Source organism: Pedobacter sp. WC2423 (assembly GCF_040822065.1).
Lineage (GTDB): Bacteria > Bacteroidota > Bacteroidia > Sphingobacteriales > Sphingobacteriaceae > Pedobacter.
On sequence record NZ_CP162005.1, the window covers coordinates 1,749,288 to 1,766,938 of the forward strand.

General features: G+C 35.8%; 15 protein-coding genes and 1 tRNA gene. 8 read left to right on the forward strand and 8 right to left on the reverse strand.

Annotated features, from left to right (window positions below):
• Window positions 1–77 precede the first annotated feature (77 nt).
• Complete coding sequence (locus AB3G38_RS06920; RefSeq protein ID WP_367867764.1) at window positions 78–611, forward strand: RNA polymerase sigma factor; 534 nt, start codon at window positions 78–80, stop codon at window positions 609–611.
• A gap of 77 nt (window positions 612–688) precedes the next feature.
• Here AB3G38_RS06920 and AB3G38_RS06925 read toward each other — a convergent pair whose 3' ends face one another.
• The 3 genes from AB3G38_RS06925 to AB3G38_RS06935 all read right to left on the reverse strand — a co-directional run bounded on the left by AB3G38_RS06925 (window position 689) and on the right by AB3G38_RS06935 (window position 3,798).
• Entirely contained in the window at window positions 689–1,294 is a 606-nt protein-coding gene (locus AB3G38_RS06925; protein ID WP_367867765.1) for an FMN-binding negative transcriptional regulator, read from the reverse strand.
• Window positions 1,295–1,732: 438 nt separating this feature from the next.
• Window positions 1,733–3,118: an ATP-binding protein gene (locus AB3G38_RS06930; protein WP_367867766.1), complete on the reverse strand. Its 1,386-nt coding sequence runs from the start codon at window positions 3,116–3,118 to the stop codon at window positions 1,733–1,735.
• A complete protein-coding gene (locus tag AB3G38_RS06935) occupies window positions 3,115–3,798 on the reverse strand; it encodes a response regulator transcription factor (protein WP_367867767.1) in 684 nt (227 codons plus the stop codon). The genes AB3G38_RS06930 and AB3G38_RS06935 overlap by 4 nt, the downstream gene beginning before the upstream one ends.
• 367 nt (window positions 3,799–4,165) lie before the next feature.
• On the opposite strand from AB3G38_RS06935, the gene AB3G38_RS06940 reads away from it, so the two are divergent.
• The 4 genes from AB3G38_RS06940 to AB3G38_RS06955 all read left to right on the forward strand — a co-directional run bounded on the left by AB3G38_RS06940 (window position 4,166) and on the right by AB3G38_RS06955 (window position 10,932).
• The gene (locus AB3G38_RS06940; RefSeq protein WP_367867768.1) at window positions 4,166–7,447 is read left to right on the forward strand and encodes a SusC/RagA family TonB-linked outer membrane protein; all 3,282 of its coding nucleotides are present in this window, start codon (window positions 4,166–4,168) and stop codon (window positions 7,445–7,447) included.
• Window positions 7,448–7,544: 97 nt separating this feature from the next.
• Complete coding sequence (locus tag AB3G38_RS06945; protein WP_367867769.1) at window positions 7,545–9,131, forward strand: SusD/RagB family nutrient-binding outer membrane lipoprotein; 1,587 nt, start codon at window positions 7,545–7,547, stop codon at window positions 9,129–9,131.
• 180 nt (window positions 9,132–9,311) lie between these two features.
• Window positions 9,312–9,384: transfer RNA gene (locus tag AB3G38_RS06950), tRNA-Lys, on the forward strand.
• Between the two features lie 396 nt (window positions 9,385–9,780).
• Complete coding sequence (locus AB3G38_RS06955; protein WP_367867770.1) at window positions 9,781–10,932, forward strand: site-specific integrase; 1,152 nt, start codon at window positions 9,781–9,783, stop codon at window positions 10,930–10,932.
• Between the two features lie 111 nt (window positions 10,933–11,043).
• Here the strand turns inward: AB3G38_RS06955 and AB3G38_RS06960 are convergent, their stop codons facing one another.
• Window positions 11,044–11,340: a hypothetical protein gene (locus tag AB3G38_RS06960; protein WP_367867771.1), complete on the reverse strand. Its 297-nt coding sequence runs from the start codon at window positions 11,338–11,340 to the stop codon at window positions 11,044–11,046.
• A gap of 90 nt (window positions 11,341–11,430) precedes the next feature.
• Here AB3G38_RS06960 and AB3G38_RS06965 point away from each other — a divergent pair, with 90 nt between their 5' ends.
• Window positions 11,431–11,688, forward strand: a complete 258-nt coding sequence (locus tag AB3G38_RS06965) for a chemotaxis protein CheB (protein WP_367867772.1) — start codon at window positions 11,431–11,433, stop codon at window positions 11,686–11,688.
• Between the two features lie 712 nt (window positions 11,689–12,400).
• Here AB3G38_RS06965 and AB3G38_RS06970 read toward each other — a convergent pair.
• The 4 genes from AB3G38_RS06970 to AB3G38_RS06985 all read right to left on the reverse strand — a co-directional run bounded on the left by AB3G38_RS06970 (window position 12,401) and on the right by AB3G38_RS06985 (window position 16,083).
• A complete protein-coding gene (locus AB3G38_RS06970; protein ID WP_367867773.1) occupies window positions 12,401–12,697 on the reverse strand; it encodes a hypothetical protein in 297 nt (98 codons plus the stop codon).
• Window positions 12,694–13,101, reverse strand: coding sequence for a hypothetical protein (locus AB3G38_RS06975; RefSeq protein WP_367867774.1), 408 nt, complete (start codon window positions 13,099–13,101; stop codon window positions 12,694–12,696). The genes AB3G38_RS06970 and AB3G38_RS06975 overlap by 4 nt, the downstream gene beginning before the upstream one ends.
• Entirely contained in the window at window positions 13,085–13,795 is a 711-nt protein-coding gene (locus tag AB3G38_RS06980; protein ID WP_367867775.1) for an HNH endonuclease, read from the reverse strand. The genes AB3G38_RS06975 and AB3G38_RS06980 overlap by 17 nt, the downstream gene beginning before the upstream one ends.
• A 311-nt stretch (window positions 13,796–14,106) precedes the next feature.
• Window positions 14,107–16,083 carry an ATP-dependent endonuclease gene (locus AB3G38_RS06985; RefSeq protein WP_367867776.1) on the reverse strand — a complete coding sequence of 659 codons (1,977 nt, stop codon included), beginning with the start codon at window positions 16,081–16,083 and terminating at the stop codon, window positions 14,107–14,109.
• Window positions 16,084–16,139: 56 nt separating this feature from the next.
• On the opposite strand from AB3G38_RS06985, the gene AB3G38_RS06990 reads away from it, so the two are divergent.
• Entirely contained in the window at window positions 16,140–16,577 is a 438-nt protein-coding gene (locus AB3G38_RS06990) for a hypothetical protein (protein WP_367867777.1), read from the forward strand.
• Between the two features lie 101 nt (window positions 16,578–16,678).
• The gene (locus AB3G38_RS06995; RefSeq protein WP_367867778.1) at window positions 16,679–17,152 is read left to right on the forward strand and encodes a hypothetical protein; all 474 of its coding nucleotides are present in this window, start codon (window positions 16,679–16,681) and stop codon (window positions 17,150–17,152) included.
• Window positions 17,153–17,651: the final 499 nt, after the last annotated feature.

Consider the following 17,651-nt stretch of genomic DNA (forward strand, 5'->3'; position numbering starts at 1 on the left):
AATAAATTAATTGGTATAAGAGTTGGAATAAAAAAAATGTAAATAACCAACAGCATTTAAAAATTAATCTTCAACTTATGATCAGTAATTCTTTCCCCTACCAAGTTAATGACCACAAGTCTTCTTTGAAAACTTTCGCCCTGAATTTCACAAAAAACATGGACGATGCTGATGACTTAGTTCAGGAAACATTATTAAAAGCTATTCGTTACTCCAAACTCTATGTAGAAGGAACTAACCTAAAAGGATGGCTATATACAATCATGAGAAATACGTTTATAAATGATTATAGAAGGACAGTAAAACAACGCAGTATCATTGATACAACCGAAGAGATCAATTCCGCTCAGCTCTATAAAAGTGCATCGCATAATCAGGCCAATAACAAATTTATCAGTGACGACGTAAATAAAGCTCTGGCGACGTTAAGTACTGAATATTACACCCCTTTCATCAAATATTTTGAAGGTTACAAATATCATGAAATAGCAGACATGCTGAATATCCCTATTGGTACTGTTAAAACCAGAATTCACGTTGCACGCCAACTATTGAAAAGCAATTTAAAAATCTACAATCAGGAATTTAAGAAAACAAACAAGTATAACTAATACAAGTATATTTCATAAAAACACAATTGAGAGTTTAAATCCCTAAGCACGCCTTAAGGATTTAAACTTATCCTCTCCTATCCCTTTCTTATAAATTCTGCTATTACCTTTTCAGAACTCATATCGCTCTTTTCCAGATGAGCAGCTATCCTTTCCCGTTCCACCTCAGTTTTATTCTGGCTTATCTTTTTCTGGCCCTGTAAATCAGAAACCTCCAGATCAAACATAACAATCCCCCTTATCATTCCCCTTTTAAACTTATCAGATAACTTATTCCACTGCTGCAGATAACCCGGCTCATAAAATAAGATCATCTGTTCCAAAGCTTTCAATTTTGCATCTTCATCCCCTACAATTTTCGCCTTTCCATAAGCATGTACAGCGATATAATCCCACGTAGGAACACTCTCAACCCTGTCATAATGCGCAGGAGAAATATAAGCATGCGGCTCAGAAAAAATAACCAGAGAAGTATTCTCCTCAATATAACCGGTCTGTTCATTAGCCAAAGCAAAATGTGCACTCAACACTACTTTACCATCACTTTCCGTGACCAAAAAAGGAAGCTGAGTAGCTATAGGAAACCCAGCTTTCGTAGTTACAATAGTTGCGAAACTATATTGCTTCATAAAGGCGATCTTTTCAGCCTCATCTTCAAACTCAAAATATTTAGGTATATACATGGTTTTTACACTAGTAATTAATGATCTGCTGAAACAAAAATAGATTACAATTGGATTAGCCCTGTAGTCCATTTACAATATATTCAATAGTCCAATTTGAGATCAGCTACGTAATATTTATTTAAAAAAACAAGTGAAAAGATGCGCTCAAGAGAGAAGGATATTTAATGAAACCATGTTCCAAAGGCAATGATAATTTTAATGGAATGGGATTTCCTTAAGGAAATGGTATTTTAGTGAAACAGGGTTCCCAAAAGCAATGATAATTTTAACAGAATAGTATTTCTTCAAACAACTCCCAAATAAACCATTGTTCAGCGTACACTGCGGCTATTACACCAACCCAGATGAATAAAGAAAAAAAAATTGCGTACAGGTATATGCAGACCTTGCGCCTACTTCAGGCGCGCCAGTCAAATATACCTGTCGCAATTTTTTTTACCTATCTGAAGAAACAGCCACATGTGCCATGACAATGGTAAACTCACTCCCAACCCCAACAACCGACTTCACTTTAATCTCCCCCTGATGCATCCCCACAATCTTTTCCGTCAGCGATAACCCTATCCCGTTCCCAGCACTAAACCCCTTATTCTTTCCCCTGTAAAAAGCAGAAAACACCTTATCAATCTCCTCACCCTCAATCCCTATCCCACAATCCCTGAACCCAAGGATAACCGACCCCCGGTCAAAATTGATACTCACCACACAACGATGATCAGCAGAAAACTTACACGCATTCTCCATCAGATTAATAAACGCCACCTTCAGCAAATACTCATTTCCCCTGACAGAAATCTCACTATCATCATCAATCTCTTTATCAAAAACAATATCAATCTTATAATCCTCAACCCCCTTAAGAACCGCCTCCCTTGCATCCATCAACAACTCATCCGTCCTTAAAACCTTCATACTTACCGTCGTCTGATCATAACTCGCTTTTGCCAGATCAAGTAAACCATTAGACAACTTTACTAACCTTTGCGCATCACTCAGCGATAAGCGGATCACCTCCTTATACTCTCTAACACTGCGCTCCCTGATTAAAGCCAGCTGCAGCTCCCCGACAATAGTTGCCAGCGGAGTTCTCAGCTCATGAGAAATATTACTCACAAAACTTCGCTGACTATCAAACGACTGCTCCAACCTATCCAGCATATTATTAAAAGTAATAGCCAGCTCACCAATCTCATCCCGTTCATTCTTGACATGTACCCGCTTATACAAATTAGTCGCAGTAATCTCTTCCACCTTATCCACAATCTCTGCAACCGGATTCAGTGCTTTCCCCACAAAATAATAACCCGCGGCAATCGTCAAACTGATAATAATGATAAAAGAAATAATCAAAGTATACTTAAACTCCTCCAAACGTGTCAACCCATACTTATCATTTGCCGCTGCAGTAATCACATATACCTTCCCCTTATGCAGATATAAAAGCCCTGCCACCTGCAAAGACCCCTGCTCAAAAGTTATTTCCTTCTGAAGAATAATCTGATTGATCATCTGTCTGGTCTCTTTAACCTTATCAATCTGTACCGCATCATGATACAATAAATTGAACGAAGTATCGTAAACAGCCACCTCTTCCTCAAACAAAGAATTTAAAGAATTCTTATAAATCAACTGCAATACCGTAGCCGGAACTTTCGCATCAAAAAGCAAATTTGCTTTCGTAATTGCCTCTCTTTTAAGATGCTTATAATATTGATCCTTCCTGCTCTGCGCTGTAGAAATATAAATAAACACTGCAAATGCCAAAAGCAAAGCACCAAAAAGCGTTAAAAATAACAACAAAAGTTTCGCTCTTATTTTCATCCCTCTTTAAATATAAAACCCATTCCAGGTTTAGTATGAATCAGTTTAACTTCGTAATTCTTATCTATCTTCTTCCTTAAATAATTGATATACACATCAATGAAATTTGTTCCAGAATCAAATGTATCCCAAACCTTCTCTGCAATTTCAGTTCTGGATAACACCCTTTCAGAATTTCCCATCATATATTCAAGCAAACGAAACTCTTTAGGCGTCAGATCTATCTGCACATCATTCCTTTTAACCAGCTTGGTTTCCAGGTTCATTTCCAAATCTGCAAAACGTAAAATAAACCCCTGATTGAAAGTATTGTTCTGTGTCTGATTTCTTTTAATTAAAGCACGTATCCTGGCATGCAGCTCTCTGAAATCAAAAGGCTTAACCAGATAATCATCTGCACCAGCATCAAAACCCTCCACTTTATCATCCGTAGTCCCTAAAGCAGTCAGCATAATAATAGGAATATCCGGCCTGGCCACGCGCACTTCCTTACAGAGATCAATGCCGTTGATCTTCGGAAGAATTAAATCCATGAGAATCAGATCGTAAGTTTTAGTCAGCGCAAGCTTCTTTCCCATTTCTCCATCAAAGGCAAGGGTGATATGAAATCCAAGTTCTTCCAATCCTTTTTTAATCAGTTCAGCTACTCTTTGTTCATCTTCAATAACCAGTATGTCCATTATGCTATAATTAAACGACAAATGTGGACATTATTTTTCACAGCCTGTTTAAAACTCATGCGTTTAAGCTTCTTTTAATCCACTGCTCCAACGCTGTTTATTCTCTTAACAAGATCAGCAAATATTATCATTTGATCATTTTACACTTAAATAAAGCAGTTTCCAGGCCATAATAACAGCAAAAGATAAACTCTTCATTAATATGCTATTAACAATAGGTAACGAACCTGTTGCTAAAGAAGCGTTTAGCATCAAAAAAAACCGCAAAAGTTTAAATACACATAATACTAAATTGGTTTAGTTTTAATAAACAAAGTTTAGTATTGCTGTGTGAAATCAGAACACACCATAATCTAAATCCACATCAATGAAACAGCTTTACAAGCAATTAAAACAAGTAATAACTGTTGTGTTATTTTTGCTTGCCCCGATGACCTTAGCGGCGCAAATTAAAATATCAGGTACAGTTAGTGACGAAACCAATCAATCCTTACCTGGAGTAAGTGTTTTGGTTGATGGTACCAAACAAGGTACAGTAACAGACATGAATGGCCACTTTCTTGTAACAGCAAAGAAAGGGCAAACTGTATCTTTCCAATATCTTGGATACGAAAAGAAACAAATCATTATTGGTGATGAAACTATCATTAACGTATTGCTAAAAGGTGATAGCAAAGCACTCTCTGAAGTAGTAGTTACTGCTTTAGGAATCAAGAAAGACACTAAAAAACTTGGCTATGCTTTACAGACCGTTGACGGTGACGATTTGCTGAAAGCACGTGACCCGAATCCAATTGGCGGTTTGATAGGAAAAGTGGCTGGTTTATCTGTTGGCCCTTCTCCGGAAGTACTGAGAGAGCCGAACGTGATGATCCGCGGTGATAAGTTAACCTTATATGTGGTTGACGGATTTCCTATCAATACCGATACCTGGAATATCAGTCCAGACGATATTGAAACCTATACCGTATTAAAGGGCCCTGCTGCCGCTGCTTTATATGGTAGCCGCGCAGTAAATGGTGCGATATTGATTACTACTAAAAAAGGCGATAAGAATAAAAAAGGACTGACTGTTGATTTCAACAGCAGCACAGTAGTTAATAGTGGATTTTTAACTTTCCCTCGTATACAGAATTCATTCGGTGCTGGTGAGAACACACAGTACGTATTTGTAGACGGTAAAGGTGGTGCACCAGGGGGTGTAGATGGAGATTACGACGTTTGGGGCCCTTATTTTGCCGGACAACTTATCCCTCAATATGATAGCCCGGTAATTAATGGCGTAAGACAAGCGACTCCCTATACAGCCAGAGGTAAAAACAATTTAAAAAACTTCTTAAAAACTGGATACCAAACTAACAACAACGTTTCTCTAAGTGCTAACGGGGAGACTTATACCACAAGATTTTCAGTTTCACAATCAAAACAATCAAGTTATATACCTAATAGCGGACTTAACATTGTTAATTTCAATATGTACGGTTCATTCAATCCATCTCCAAGATTGAAAATTGAAGGTAACCTTGATTTTAACAGACAGTTTACAGATAACTTTCCGGATGCGGATTACGGACCATCAAGTTTAATTTATAGTACCGCAATCTGGACTGGTGCAGACTGGGATGTAAATTCACCTGACATTAAAGCCATCTGGCAGCCAGGTAAAGAAGGTATTCAATCGCAGTTTGCGGAATATCAACGTTACCATAACCCTTATCTGATGACAGAAAAGTGGTTGCGCGGACATTATAAAAACGATGTGTACGGTTATCTGTCTGCAAACTTCAAAATTGATAACCATTTAAATGCAACACTTCGTTCTCAATTTGATACCTACAGCATTTTACGTACAGAAAAACTTCCATTCTCTGCTCACCCCTACGGACGTGAAGGAAATCAGGGTGACTATCGTGAAGACAGACGTAATTTATTTGAAAACAATAATGAGCTGTTATTAAACTTCAATTATAACGTCAAAAACTTTGTTAACCTTTCTGGTCTGGTAGGAACAAACCTTCGTACCTTATCTTATAATTCAAGCTGGACTTCCACTGATTACCTGAATGTTCCTGAAGTTTATTCCTTCAGTAATTCTAAAAACCCAGTACAGTCTACGAGTTTCAACTCGAGTATGATGGTGCTGAGTGGTTATTTCTCTTTGGACGCATCCTTCGGTAAGTATGCAACACTATCTACAACGAGCAGAATAGATAAGTCATCTGCTTTCCAGACGCCAACAACTTATTATTATCCAAGTGTATCATTGGCAACTGTAATTTCTGATTATGTTAAAATGCCAAATCTTATTTCATTCCTGAAAGCGAGGGCATCATTTTCCAATGTGCGTACTGATGCAACCAGTGCAAGTATCGGCCCTGCTCCTTTCAGCTCAATCACAGCATTTGGCGGGCAAACAGAATCTAACCTGAAGAACAATCCGCTGGGTTATGGCAATGTCTACATGTCACCTTATAATGGCCCGGATTACTCTTTGAATACAGCTTTTAACATTAATAAACCTTATAATAATCAGGCTGCTGGTTATGGCCCGGATTATTTATATCAAAATGGTATTAAAACTACTACACGTGTAAATTACGAGGAAGGTTTTGATGTCAAATTCTTAGAGAACAGATTAGGTTTAAGTGCTACAGCTTTCCAGTACATAGATGGGCCACAGGTTTTACCGAACCAGATTTCTACTGCTACGGGTTATAATATATTATATCTGAATGCCTTAAAAACAAAAAAGACTGGTTATGAGGTTTCCCTGAGCGGCACGCCGATTAAAGACATGGGTGGTTTTGGCTGGGATGTTTTGGTCAACTGGTCAACTTATAAGCGCGTTTACAAAGAACTTCCTAAAGGACAAGATACTTATCAGACATTTTTCAAAGAGGGAGATCGTACAGATAAATTGTATGGAACTGCTTTTGTAAGAACTAAAGAAGGACAGATCATTAATGATGCGGCTGGAAAGCCATTAGTTAATGGTGGTGCGAATCAATACCTTGGAAACCTGAATTCAGATTATTCATGGAGTATTTACAACAGGTTTCACTACAAAAGCTGGAGTTTAGGTGTCCAGTTTGATGGTAGTGTAGGTGGAAAAACTGTTGATTATATGTATAATAAAACGATGCGTGGTGGTTCAAATATCGAAACTGCTCAGGGCGCATTGGGTGATGCACGTTACCAGGATTGGGCTAATTATGGCAAGAAAGGTTATAATGGTACTTATGTTGGTGAAGGTGTAGTAATTTCTAATGGCAAATCTATCAACTATGATTCCAAAACTGGTGCGATCCTGAATTACGGAGATCTTGCTTTTGCTCCAAATACAAATAAGGTATTTGTTCAGGATTACGTAAGTAAGTATTATAATTTCGATGAGGCCAATCTGATGAGTAAAACTTTCGCGAAACTTCGTGAGGTTACAGTTGGATTCGAGCTTCCTAAGCAATTACTTGCGGGTACCTTCATTCATAAAGCTTCAGTGTCTTTAGTAGGTCGTAATTTATTATACTTCTATAAAGACAAAAGATTTAAGGATGTGGATTTAGATCAGTATAACGCAGAAACCCCGCTAACTGGCCTACAATCACCTACGGTACGCAGTTATGGATTCAACATCAACGTTACCTTATAATTTCTAATATGAAGCTATCATGATTTTTCAAATCACACAACGAAATGAACATAAAATCATGATCGCTTCATCACCGTTACAAAACAATTATATACAGATGAAAAAGATATTCAAACTTTATTCTTTGCTGCCTCTTTTACTTGTGTTGACCATCTCGGGCTGCAAGAAAGACTTCGAAGAGAAAACGATCAATAATAACAAACCAAATGCAGTACAAGCTTCTTTACTTTTAAATGGAATCTTAACTGGCAAGGGTCTGTTAGAAGGTCCTAATGATTCCAAAGAAACAAATTGTCAGTATTACCTGAACAATTATGATTATTATGGTAATAACCGTTATGATTTCAAATACGGTGATGATTATTATACGGTGTTGAAAAACGTAGTTGAAATGGAAAAACAGGCTGCTAAAGGTGGGTCTGCTGTTAATTCTTATGCAGCGCTTGGTAAGTTCTTCAAGGCTTATCTGTTTACTAAAATGAGTATGGAAATGGGAGATATTCCAATGACCGACGCACTGGCCGGATTAGCAAACCTTACCCCTGCTTATGATACACAGAAAAATGTGATGATACAATCATTAGCGCTATTGGAAAGTGCCAATACAGATTTAACAACTTTAATCGCAGCAAAAGAGAATATACTAGCCGGAGATATCTATTTTAATGGCGATTTACTGAAATGGCAAAAACTTGTAAATACTTTTAGAATCCGTTTGCTGATTCAGCTAAGTAAAAGAGCTGATGATGATACGCAGCTCAATGTAAAAAAACAATTCTCTGATATTGTCAGCAATAAAACCAAGTATCCTGTTATGGAAAGTGCTGCTGATAACATGCAATATATTTATATATCTCCAACAAACTATTATCCGCAGACTCCTGATAACTTTGGACAGAGCGGGTCGAGAAAAAACACTTCTGCTACTTATATCAGCTTGCTAACAAAGTTAAAAGACCCAAGGGTATTTGTAACTGCTGAACCTTCGCGTTATCAGGTGGATTCTCTAAAACTGAGCCCTACAAATTTTGCTTCTTTCATTGGTGCTGATGCAGGACAGGATCTTGGTATCATGTATAACAACGCAGGTTTACAGAAGTATTCATTCTTAAACAGAAAGCGTTATTATTCAACTTACACTGGTGAGCCAAGTATCCAGGTTGGTTATGCGGAGCTGATGTTTAACATTGCTGAGGGAATATACCGCGGATGGGCGGCTGGTGATGCAGAGAGTTATTATACTGCTGGTATCAAAAGTTCTATGGATTCTTATAAGATTCCTACAGGTACAGGAACGTTTACCGCTTATTTCTATCGTCCGGGTTCAACGAACGTTGCTTTGGGTGCTAACTATGATACTTATACTATCAATGTAGATTGGAATACTTATTACAATCAGCCTGAAGTAAAGTATAATACTGCAAATGCTCTTCAGCAGATTGTTCAGCAAAAGTACCTGGCTTTATTCCGTCATTCGGGACTGGAGTCTTATTTTACTTATCGCCGTACGGGTATTCCTGCTTTCACCACTGGCCCGGGTACTGGAAATGGTGGCCGTATTGCAAGCCGCTTTCAGTATCATGAGTATGAGCGTACTGCAAATGCGGCAAATTATCAAATTGCTATACAGAATCAGTATAAAGGCAATGATGATATTAATGGTATCATGTATATTTTGAAATAGTCCTAATGATTGTTTAATATAGTTTGCAGCTTTATTTTGAAAGGCGGAATTGTTCCGCCTTTCTCATTTTAGGTTTGGAAGGATAAATAGTTCTATGTTTTATTGAATTATTTTCACATTTAATTGCATGTTAATATTTAATTTCTATCTTTGCACCTCCTTAAACAAAAGGAATTAATTGATTCCGTAGCTCAGCTGGTAGAGCATTACACTTTTAATGTAGTGGTCCTGGGTTCGAATCCCAGCGGGATCACACAAAGCGCACCAAATGGTGCGCTTTTCGTTTAAAATGTTTTTTCAAAGGCGTTTTTCAAAAAATAATAAGTCATTTCATACCAACTTAAACCAATCTGATTGGTGCCATAACTGGTGCCCGATTCTAATTGCTAAGTTTGGGCACCAGTCAAAAAGATTCATTTGACTCCAAATTATCAAAGAGCAAGCTGTTACCGGGTTATCCGGCCATAAACAAGTTTTTAACTTTAACAGATTGAGAAATGAAAAGTAACCAAAACCTGTCCATTCTTTTTTGGCACCGTAAATCAAAAGCTGACATCAACGGCTATGCTCCTATTATCTGTAGAATTTCCATTGATGGAAAACAAATAGAGTTTTCTACAGCAAAAAAATTCCTAGTTATAGGTGGGATATGGAAAAGAAAAGGATCTTGCCTTGTCCAGAAGCAAAAAGCATCAATTCTGCATTAAACAGGATACAATGTGAGCTTGAAAAGCATTTTATCATACTACAATCATTGCATGAGGTAGTAAGCCCTGCAATGCTCCGGAAAAGTTATAGAAACCTCTCTATAGATTATAACGGAAAAAAGGAACAAACTGAAGATAAGATTCCAACCTTACTGGAATTGGCCTCTCTTCATATTGAGAGCTTCTCTTTACTAGTGGAAAAAAACCAGAGATCAAAGGAAACTTTAAAGCAGTGGAAATCGACAAAGAAAAAGATAGCTGAATTTATTACACACACTTTTAAATCAAAGGATCTTAAACTTTCAGAAATAGACCAATCCTTTGCTCATAAATTTCATACCTTCTTAATTTTTAAAAGAAAACCATCCATTCAGGAGGCTGCAGTTATGAAACAGATTAAAAACACTAAACAATTGCTCAACATCGCTGAAGCTAATAAATGGATTATTAATAATCCGATAGAGAAATTTAGATGCGGATCCGAAGAACCTGAAATTCTACCTTTAGAATTGTTTGAGGTCGAAAGTATCTGGCGCAAGAATCTTAGCATTGACAGGCTTATAAAAGTACGAGACGCTTTTATATTTCAGTGTTTCACTGGCTTCGCCTACCAAGATATATACAATCTATCACCCCAAAACATTGTAAAGGTCGGAGCAGAAAATGAAAAGTGGTTAATCAAGGAACGAGGTAAAACAAAAGTCACCGAAATGGTGCCGATTCTCCCAATAATCAAGGAAATTATTGCAAAATATAAGGACGATCCTTATTGCATATTTCATAAAAAATTAATTCCCGTAAACAGCAATTTCAGGTACAATTGTTATTTAAAGGAGTTTTCTGACCTATGTGGAATTGTTCGGCCTCTTAATAGCCATTTAGCCAGACATACCTTTGCCGATTTGATGCTCAACATTATGGATTTCCCCCTAGAAGATGTAAGTAAAATGCTCGGACATAAGAACATCAGAACAACACAAAGATATGCTAGGATCAAAAAGAAAAGAATTAGTAAAAAAATGAACCTCTCCAAGCACTTATTATTTGATGCAGACGAACAACTTAAAAAGACTGCACTTCCGCAAATCATATAAACCAAATTTATGAATTTAAGGAGGGAATAACTTAAAGTGATTACCTCCTTAAACTATTTAGAGTAATAAGCATTATATGTGACTTTGCTATAAATTAATGAAAAATTAGATCTAAATCAATAATGTATTTAATATTGAAATAATAGTAGCCTCTCTTTCAATAATACCTGATAACAGATCAAAAGTGCCTTTCATTTCGGGATCGTCTTCCGAGTAGGTGAATAGATCTTCATTGTCTAATTCAAGAATTTCAGCCCTTAAAATGGTACTAATTTTTTTCCATTCTAAGTTGAAAGACTCTAAAGATGGATATACCATATTAAATTGAACGCCTTTATTAAACCGGAAAATTGTATCTGGATTTTGAACCTCATATACCCCTAGTAAATTTGCAACTTCAAATCTCAATTTTACTTGGCTACTGACTAACAATGGGATTTTATCAGCGTCATTTCCTAAAAGACTAAAATCAAGTGTTTCAATTCCATTTATTCATGTGTGGATACCCTTTTTGAATCTCTTGCCATTGATTTTAAGGAAAAAGCAATTGGCATTATACTTTCAGGCGGAGGCAATGACGGATTGAGTGGTGCAAAAATGATTAAACATAACGGTGGAAAGGTTTTGGTGCAAAGTCCAAATTCTGCTGAAAGTGCAGGAATGCCGCTGTCAGTTATCGGTGGAGATCATCTAATAGCTGTAGAAAGACCAGGTGAGATTGCTAGACACTTAGATAATTTATGTAGGATATATTAGGACGATATAAAACCAAGTGATCAGCTTGAGTCAGGTCCGAAATGATTAAGTAAGGTTAATGATAATTATCTTCTAAAAGTAGGCATGAATCCCCTATTCAACATTGTGTTTATGAATAGCTATGGCTAGATGGGCAGGATTTACTAGGTATGAATCTAGTAAAGAGTAAAAAATTATTAAAATCACTTGAAGCAAAAATCTCTGTGTCTAAATTAAGCTAACTCCGGCTTGGTACTCGACAATGGAGTAAAGTCAAAAAAGTTTTATGATGATTTGAAGAAAATAGCTGATTTGGAACAACTTGTTTTGAGTGAACCCCATAGTAGAGATTTTAAGTTAAAATATAAGCGTCCCCGGAAAAATAAAATCGACTAAAAACTTCCTTTAATCTACCTTTTAACAGCATATAGCCAAAAAAACCTAATAAAGAATAATTTAGCTAGAGACAGGTTTTATCTCTAGGAGGGCTTTTTTGATGTGTATAAAAATCAAATTTTATCTCTACTAGAGATATGCCAAAAAGAGTTTATCTCTAGTAGAGTATTTTGGTGTTCAAAAAACACTGACACTTTAAACAAATTATAAAATAATTCAACTATTCAGGACACGTTAAATATTGCTTCAAAATTAAATTAAACACTTCGTATCAGACAATAAATTTTTATAAAACCATCATTACTTACCTACAAAAACAATTATTTACAACTATGATTTAGTCTAATTGGCGTACAAAATTAGATAACTGAAAATCCATTTGTTCTGGAAAAATTCTTTTTAAGAATATTGCCTTGCTTTTATTTTTAAAATCAAGATCTTTTTCTTCAGACTTTGATAACATTACTACATGAGCACTTTGCAACATCTGTATAAGGTAGGATTTACATTGAATTGAAAAATTAATACTATCAGTACAGACATCCTCAGATAATATCAATAGGTCAATGTCATTCGCAATTTCTCTATTGCTGTTGAAGTACGAACCAAACCCATATAACTCTATTGATATCATAAAAGCCCTTGTTTTGTGTATCTTTCAGTATCAGACTTATCAAGATATAACCAAAAATCGGTTCGGTTCAACGAAGCCATAAAATCTCTGATATCAAATAAACCTATTCTTTTATTTCTACAATGAAACTTTGCGTCTGTAGTATAACCACACCATATGGAATTTATAATAATCACATCAACTGGCCCAAGATTTTGAACTACCTCTTCATATTCTGCGATGCTAAAGGAATAGCATTCACAAATAAAAACTCTAAGGATCCTATCTGTTAGCGTAATTTCATATAGTCCTTGCCCTATATTTCCAAGTTTCAAAACTTGAGAGTGACAGTCCATTTTATCTTCGAAAAACTTATAATTTCCGGCATGTGCTAGCCACGGAAAAGAATCATTTAGTGCTGGCATTGCTTAATTTTTTAATTAAAACTTCAAATTCTCCCGGAAATCTTACGATTCCCTCGTACGATACTTCCTCTTTAACCCATGCTTCATATCCTCGCACATGGATAAAAAACTTCTCTATAACGGCTTGTTCATTACCATCAAATAGGCCTAAATTATTCTCTAATAATGCATACATTTTTCGATTATTTGGCACAACGGTAGCTAATCTCTCTGTGAGCCAAAGTTTATGGTTAGAGCTTTGAGGGTTTCGCCTCGCTAATTCTGATTTTGGACCATAGTTTATAAAGCACTCATAATTGCGAAGCATTAATGGATAAATCTTATTTGCCAGTTCATATTTGCTTTGTATTTGAATAGAAGCCAACGCATTAGCGATAGATTTTTCGTGCGAAGCCTTCATCTGATGAAGTAAATCTACATCATATTCTTTTTCATTTTCTATTTTATCAATTACAGAATGATGAGTTGGGCATAATAAAATGAGATTCTTATAGTCATCTCTTTCTTTATCTGATTGATACTGGTTGTACCTGTTTGCACCTTCCTTTTCGCCACAAATATGTGCCATTTCTCCAAACACATAGAAAGTATTATTTTCATTAGATTGTGTCAGTCGAATTCCACAATTCAGAAAGGAGCAACAACCTGCTGCATTAGCCCATAATATTTTTTGATTCTTTGGTGAAATTGCCATCTGAATTAAAGCGTTGAGTAATCCAAATATAGATAATTAACAAATGCTTAAAGTAGATAATAATTATAAATAAAACCCTGCAGATATCTATGTGTGTGCTTCTTTAAATATGATTAGCCAATTATTAATTTACAATGCAGTCTGAAAGATTCCAATTTCATCAATTTTGATCACTTTGTTGCGTATTTTTAATTTTGCATAGTTTTTTCTCCTTTATAATCGCAACTATCATCATTTGTTACATAAAATGTGACACGTAAAATGCATGCAGTTCATCATCAAACCCCATTTCACAAACTTTGCGACTAATTTCAGAGAATATTATGCCTATTTATAAATTCATACACTTGTATTGTTAATTTTTTGCCATCTTCAGAAACATCGTCCCAAGTTTTCATTGCACCAGTAGCTGTTAATGCAAAATCAGCTTTATTAATTAGTTTAGGAGTCTGGCTTTTAGAAGGCTCGGAACAAATTTTCTTAAGTGCACCAGAAACTAACACTTGTTTGATCAGCTTTGCAATAGGTGTCATAACATAGTCTTCCTGTGAAAAATCATTAAATATAAGTGGTTCCCCTTCTTCGTCCTTTTGATAAGCTTGCAAGGTTTTTCGGAGTACGGAAGGAGTCAATAGGTTTTCAATTTCTCTTACGGGCAGGGCAATATATTGTTCTCCAAGTTCCGTTGCCAATAATTTATGCCTTTCCTGCTTGCCTTCATCTAGATCATGAATCAATAACAAACGATTGGTTACTTTAATGGCTTTTATTTTATTATCATTATGCTCCGTGCCTTCTTCAGCAAAATCGTAATGAACCACCTGATTGCCACCAAATTCAAGAAAAGAATAATGCAAATCTTCAGAAAATATTCTACCCTGATTATCGTTGTTTTTAAAGGCCATTAATAATTCAAGATACTTCTTCAAGTATACCCTATCTGAGATACCCTCTACCCATATACAACAGTTAGAGAGAAAAATAGAGGAATTCCGAACCCCCAACATATTCAATATGGACAATCCAGGTGAGGAAAGCGTTTGTATTTTAAATACTGGCTTATTTTTTTTAAGCATTTTTTCAAAAGAAAAAATTGAAATATCTGCTTTATAATCCAATGAAGTATCTAGTATGTGATTTGAATGGGTTACTACAAAAGATTTTGTATAAGGAAAGGCACGCAGCGCATCGACAAATATACGCTGCATCCCAGGGTGAAGGTAGAGTTCTGGTTCTTCACACAATAAAACGTGATGGTAACCTCGATAGTAAAAAAGCGGAAATGTGAGTAAGATAACAGCCTGAATACCATCCCCAAGGTGGAAGATAGGAAACTCCTTCTCTTCCCCGATTTTAACAAATAGATCCTGGATATCATCATGAGTTATAGCATTGAGTTCTAATCGTTTGCCATTAAAAAATTTCTTACTTAAAAATGATTCAAAACCAGTCAAAATTGCTCTTTTATCTTCATTCCCATTCCTAAGTTCTGCTATTTTTTCATAAAGTGTTTCGCCAGAAAAGATGCAATCAACAGGAAGTTTTAGTTCATACCCTCGCGAACTTTCATATTTACTCGCCGGTTTATCCTTTTCAAAAAAATAATCAAGAGCAGTCCTGATTGCTATAATTGGATCATCTATCTTTTCGAACAGTTCTGGTTGAGATGGAAATCCCCTATAAGGGTTATCATTCTTTTTTGGGTATTCTTTAAAACGCCTTAAACTTCTGTATGCGGGGATATAAGTAACTCTGGACCCTTGACCAGCAGGCAAAGGCAACTTGTCTTCTACATAAGTCTTAAATTCTTTTTGGATATCTGCCAATTCAGCCATTTCGGTTGCATTAAAACCAGAAAGATGTTTTGAGTTCGGATGACTAAAAGCAACAAACTGATCCAGCACATTCATCAAATCAAATTCAGTTAGCATCTTTCCTGGAACAATTTTCTGAATAAAAACCTCATAAAGCGATTTAGATACCGTTCGCGTTCTAGCTAAAAGCGCTTCAATATCTTTCAAAAGATCATCAGAGTTTAATCGTAATAGAGTAATCTGAGTAGGAACTTTCTCACCAGGGAATGTCACTCCAGGATTACTAAAATCGGGCGACTGATACTTCTTAAATGCTATCGCCATATTTCTCAGAAAGCGGCTTTTACCCGAATTATTTGCACCTACAAAAAAATTTATCCGTGAAACAGATTCCAAAGATTTTATGGGAATCTCATTTTCTAAATAATCAGCCAGGAAAACATTATTTGGAACAAAGTCAATATTTCTAACCATATAAGCGAAAAGTTAATTTTTGTGAAGTTAAGAATATATTAACTTTACAAAAGAATATGAACTATTTAAGAACTCAAGAAGATATTATACATTTTTGCAAGGAAAATGCATTTGAAAAAATAAGCATTTCAACGCTTTCTCATTTTATTGAAACCAATCTTGGTTTTGTATTTCTTGGGTATTTTTTATCCGTTCTTGATGATAGTTTTTGGACTTACTCAAAACGTGGAGGTCATAAGACTCAAGACAATAAGTTTGCTGCTAGTACAAAAACCCTAGATTTTATTTTAAATAGTAGAATTTTTTCTGATGCGAATGGGACTAATAAGGGAACAGATACTTTGAAAAACCTATATTCTGACAAGTCAGTAGAATTGTTCGGAAAAATGGAAGGAGGAAAAATAACCGACCTCTTTGCACTGAATACAGGTAATTATTTTAATACTGCTTTTGCGGATAGAAAAAATACACTATCAGAAGATCTATGGTTTTAAATGAGCGCATCTTAAAACCGTTTTTAAACCCAATGCACAATCCTATACTCTTCAAGAAACTTATAAATATCTTAAGAAATCCCAACTATATAACAATATAAATGGAAAACATCGAACTCCTAGCTTCGGCCGGTCACTATTTGACTTCCTTTTTTAAAATGGAAGTTCTAAGTGACGAGTCTTTTCTTGATTTTAATAGTTTAAGCAGAAAAGCAGCAAGTATATATTTTCATGAATACATGCATTATATACAAGACATAGCCACCTGTCATGGGTTACTAAACATTAATCGAATGGTAGAATATATTCGGTTTGCCAATTTAGCTATTAAAAGGGGGAAACAAACTTTTAGTGTACCGATTCTTCCTATAGACAATGAATACAATGTGCAAACAAATATTGATTACATGAAGGTATTAAATGGCGACACTGGCTCTACTTACCAAACTCCCATATGTAATATCAAGATTAACGAATCGACTATAAATAAACCAAATGGTGAACCGATTATGCAAGTCACATTATATTTTAATGATACCTCTGTCTATCATTTTGGAGGAACTGCGATTATGTAAAGTATGGCTTATATTGGAGAGTCTCATTTATTTCCTAAAAATGAACCACCCGCTCCATTTCCCTATCAAACTTGGTAATCCGACAAAAGTGATCACCTATTCCGGATTTAAGCTGACGAGCTATTCCGCTCCAAACTGACCATCTTTTTTCGGGCCAAAGTGGTCGTTTTGACACATAAAAGCCAGTTTTACCATCCAGGTATAGTGTACAAGGATCTTTTGTAAAACCGCAAATTCTGGCTCCTAACCAAATCACAAACTATAAGTAAGGGTCATGGCTATTTATAAAAATTGGATAGCTTAAAACGGCTTATTTAAGCTGATGGGATTTAGATTTAAGATCGGATACTTAGTAATGGAATTAAATCGCTCCTGGGGAATCAGGAATTCTATTTTGATATTTCAAGAGGTAAGATTCAAGGCAAGAGAAAAGAGATTAGTAAGATTTAATTATATTTGGTCATGCTTTGACAGCATTCTCTACCCATCTCGGCAGACA

Coding starts and splice junctions, on each gene's coding strand:
- AB3G38_RS06995 (WP_367867778.1), top strand. CDS start 16,679: ATGGAAAACATCGAACTCCTAGCTTCGGCCGGTCACTATTTGACTTCC.
- AB3G38_RS06955 (WP_367867770.1), top strand. CDS start 9,781: ATGGAAAAGAAAAGGATCTTGCCTTGTCCAGAAGCAAAAAGCATCAAT.
- AB3G38_RS06945 (WP_367867769.1), top strand. CDS start 7,545: ATGAAAAAGATATTCAAACTTTATTCTTTGCTGCCTCTTTTACTTGTG.
- AB3G38_RS06920 (WP_367867764.1), top strand. CDS start 78: ATGATCAGTAATTCTTTCCCCTACCAAGTTAATGACCACAAGTCTTCT.
- AB3G38_RS06935 (WP_367867767.1), bottom strand. CDS start 3,798: ATGGACATACTGGTTATTGAAGATGAACAAAGAGTAGCTGAACTGATT.
- AB3G38_RS06970 (WP_367867773.1), bottom strand. CDS start 12,697: ATGATATCAATAGAGTTATATGGGTTTGGTTCGTACTTCAACAGCAAT.
- AB3G38_RS06990 (WP_367867777.1), top strand. CDS start 16,140: ATGAACTATTTAAGAACTCAAGAAGATATTATACATTTTTGCAAGGAA.
- AB3G38_RS06930 (WP_367867766.1), bottom strand. CDS start 3,118: ATGAAAATAAGAGCGAAACTTTTGTTGTTATTTTTAACGCTTTTTGGT.
- AB3G38_RS06940 (WP_367867768.1), top strand. CDS start 4,166: ATGAAACAGCTTTACAAGCAATTAAAACAAGTAATAACTGTTGTGTTA.
- AB3G38_RS06980 (WP_367867775.1), bottom strand. CDS start 13,795: ATGGCAATTTCACCAAAGAATCAAAAAATATTATGGGCTAATGCAGCA.
- AB3G38_RS06925 (WP_367867765.1), bottom strand. CDS start 1,294: ATGTATATACCTAAATATTTTGAGTTTGAAGATGAGGCTGAAAAGATC.
- AB3G38_RS06985 (WP_367867776.1), bottom strand. CDS start 16,083: ATGGTTAGAAATATTGACTTTGTTCCAAATAATGTTTTCCTGGCTGAT.
- AB3G38_RS06975 (WP_367867774.1), bottom strand. CDS start 13,101: ATGCCAGCACTAAATGATTCTTTTCCGTGGCTAGCACATGCCGGAAAT.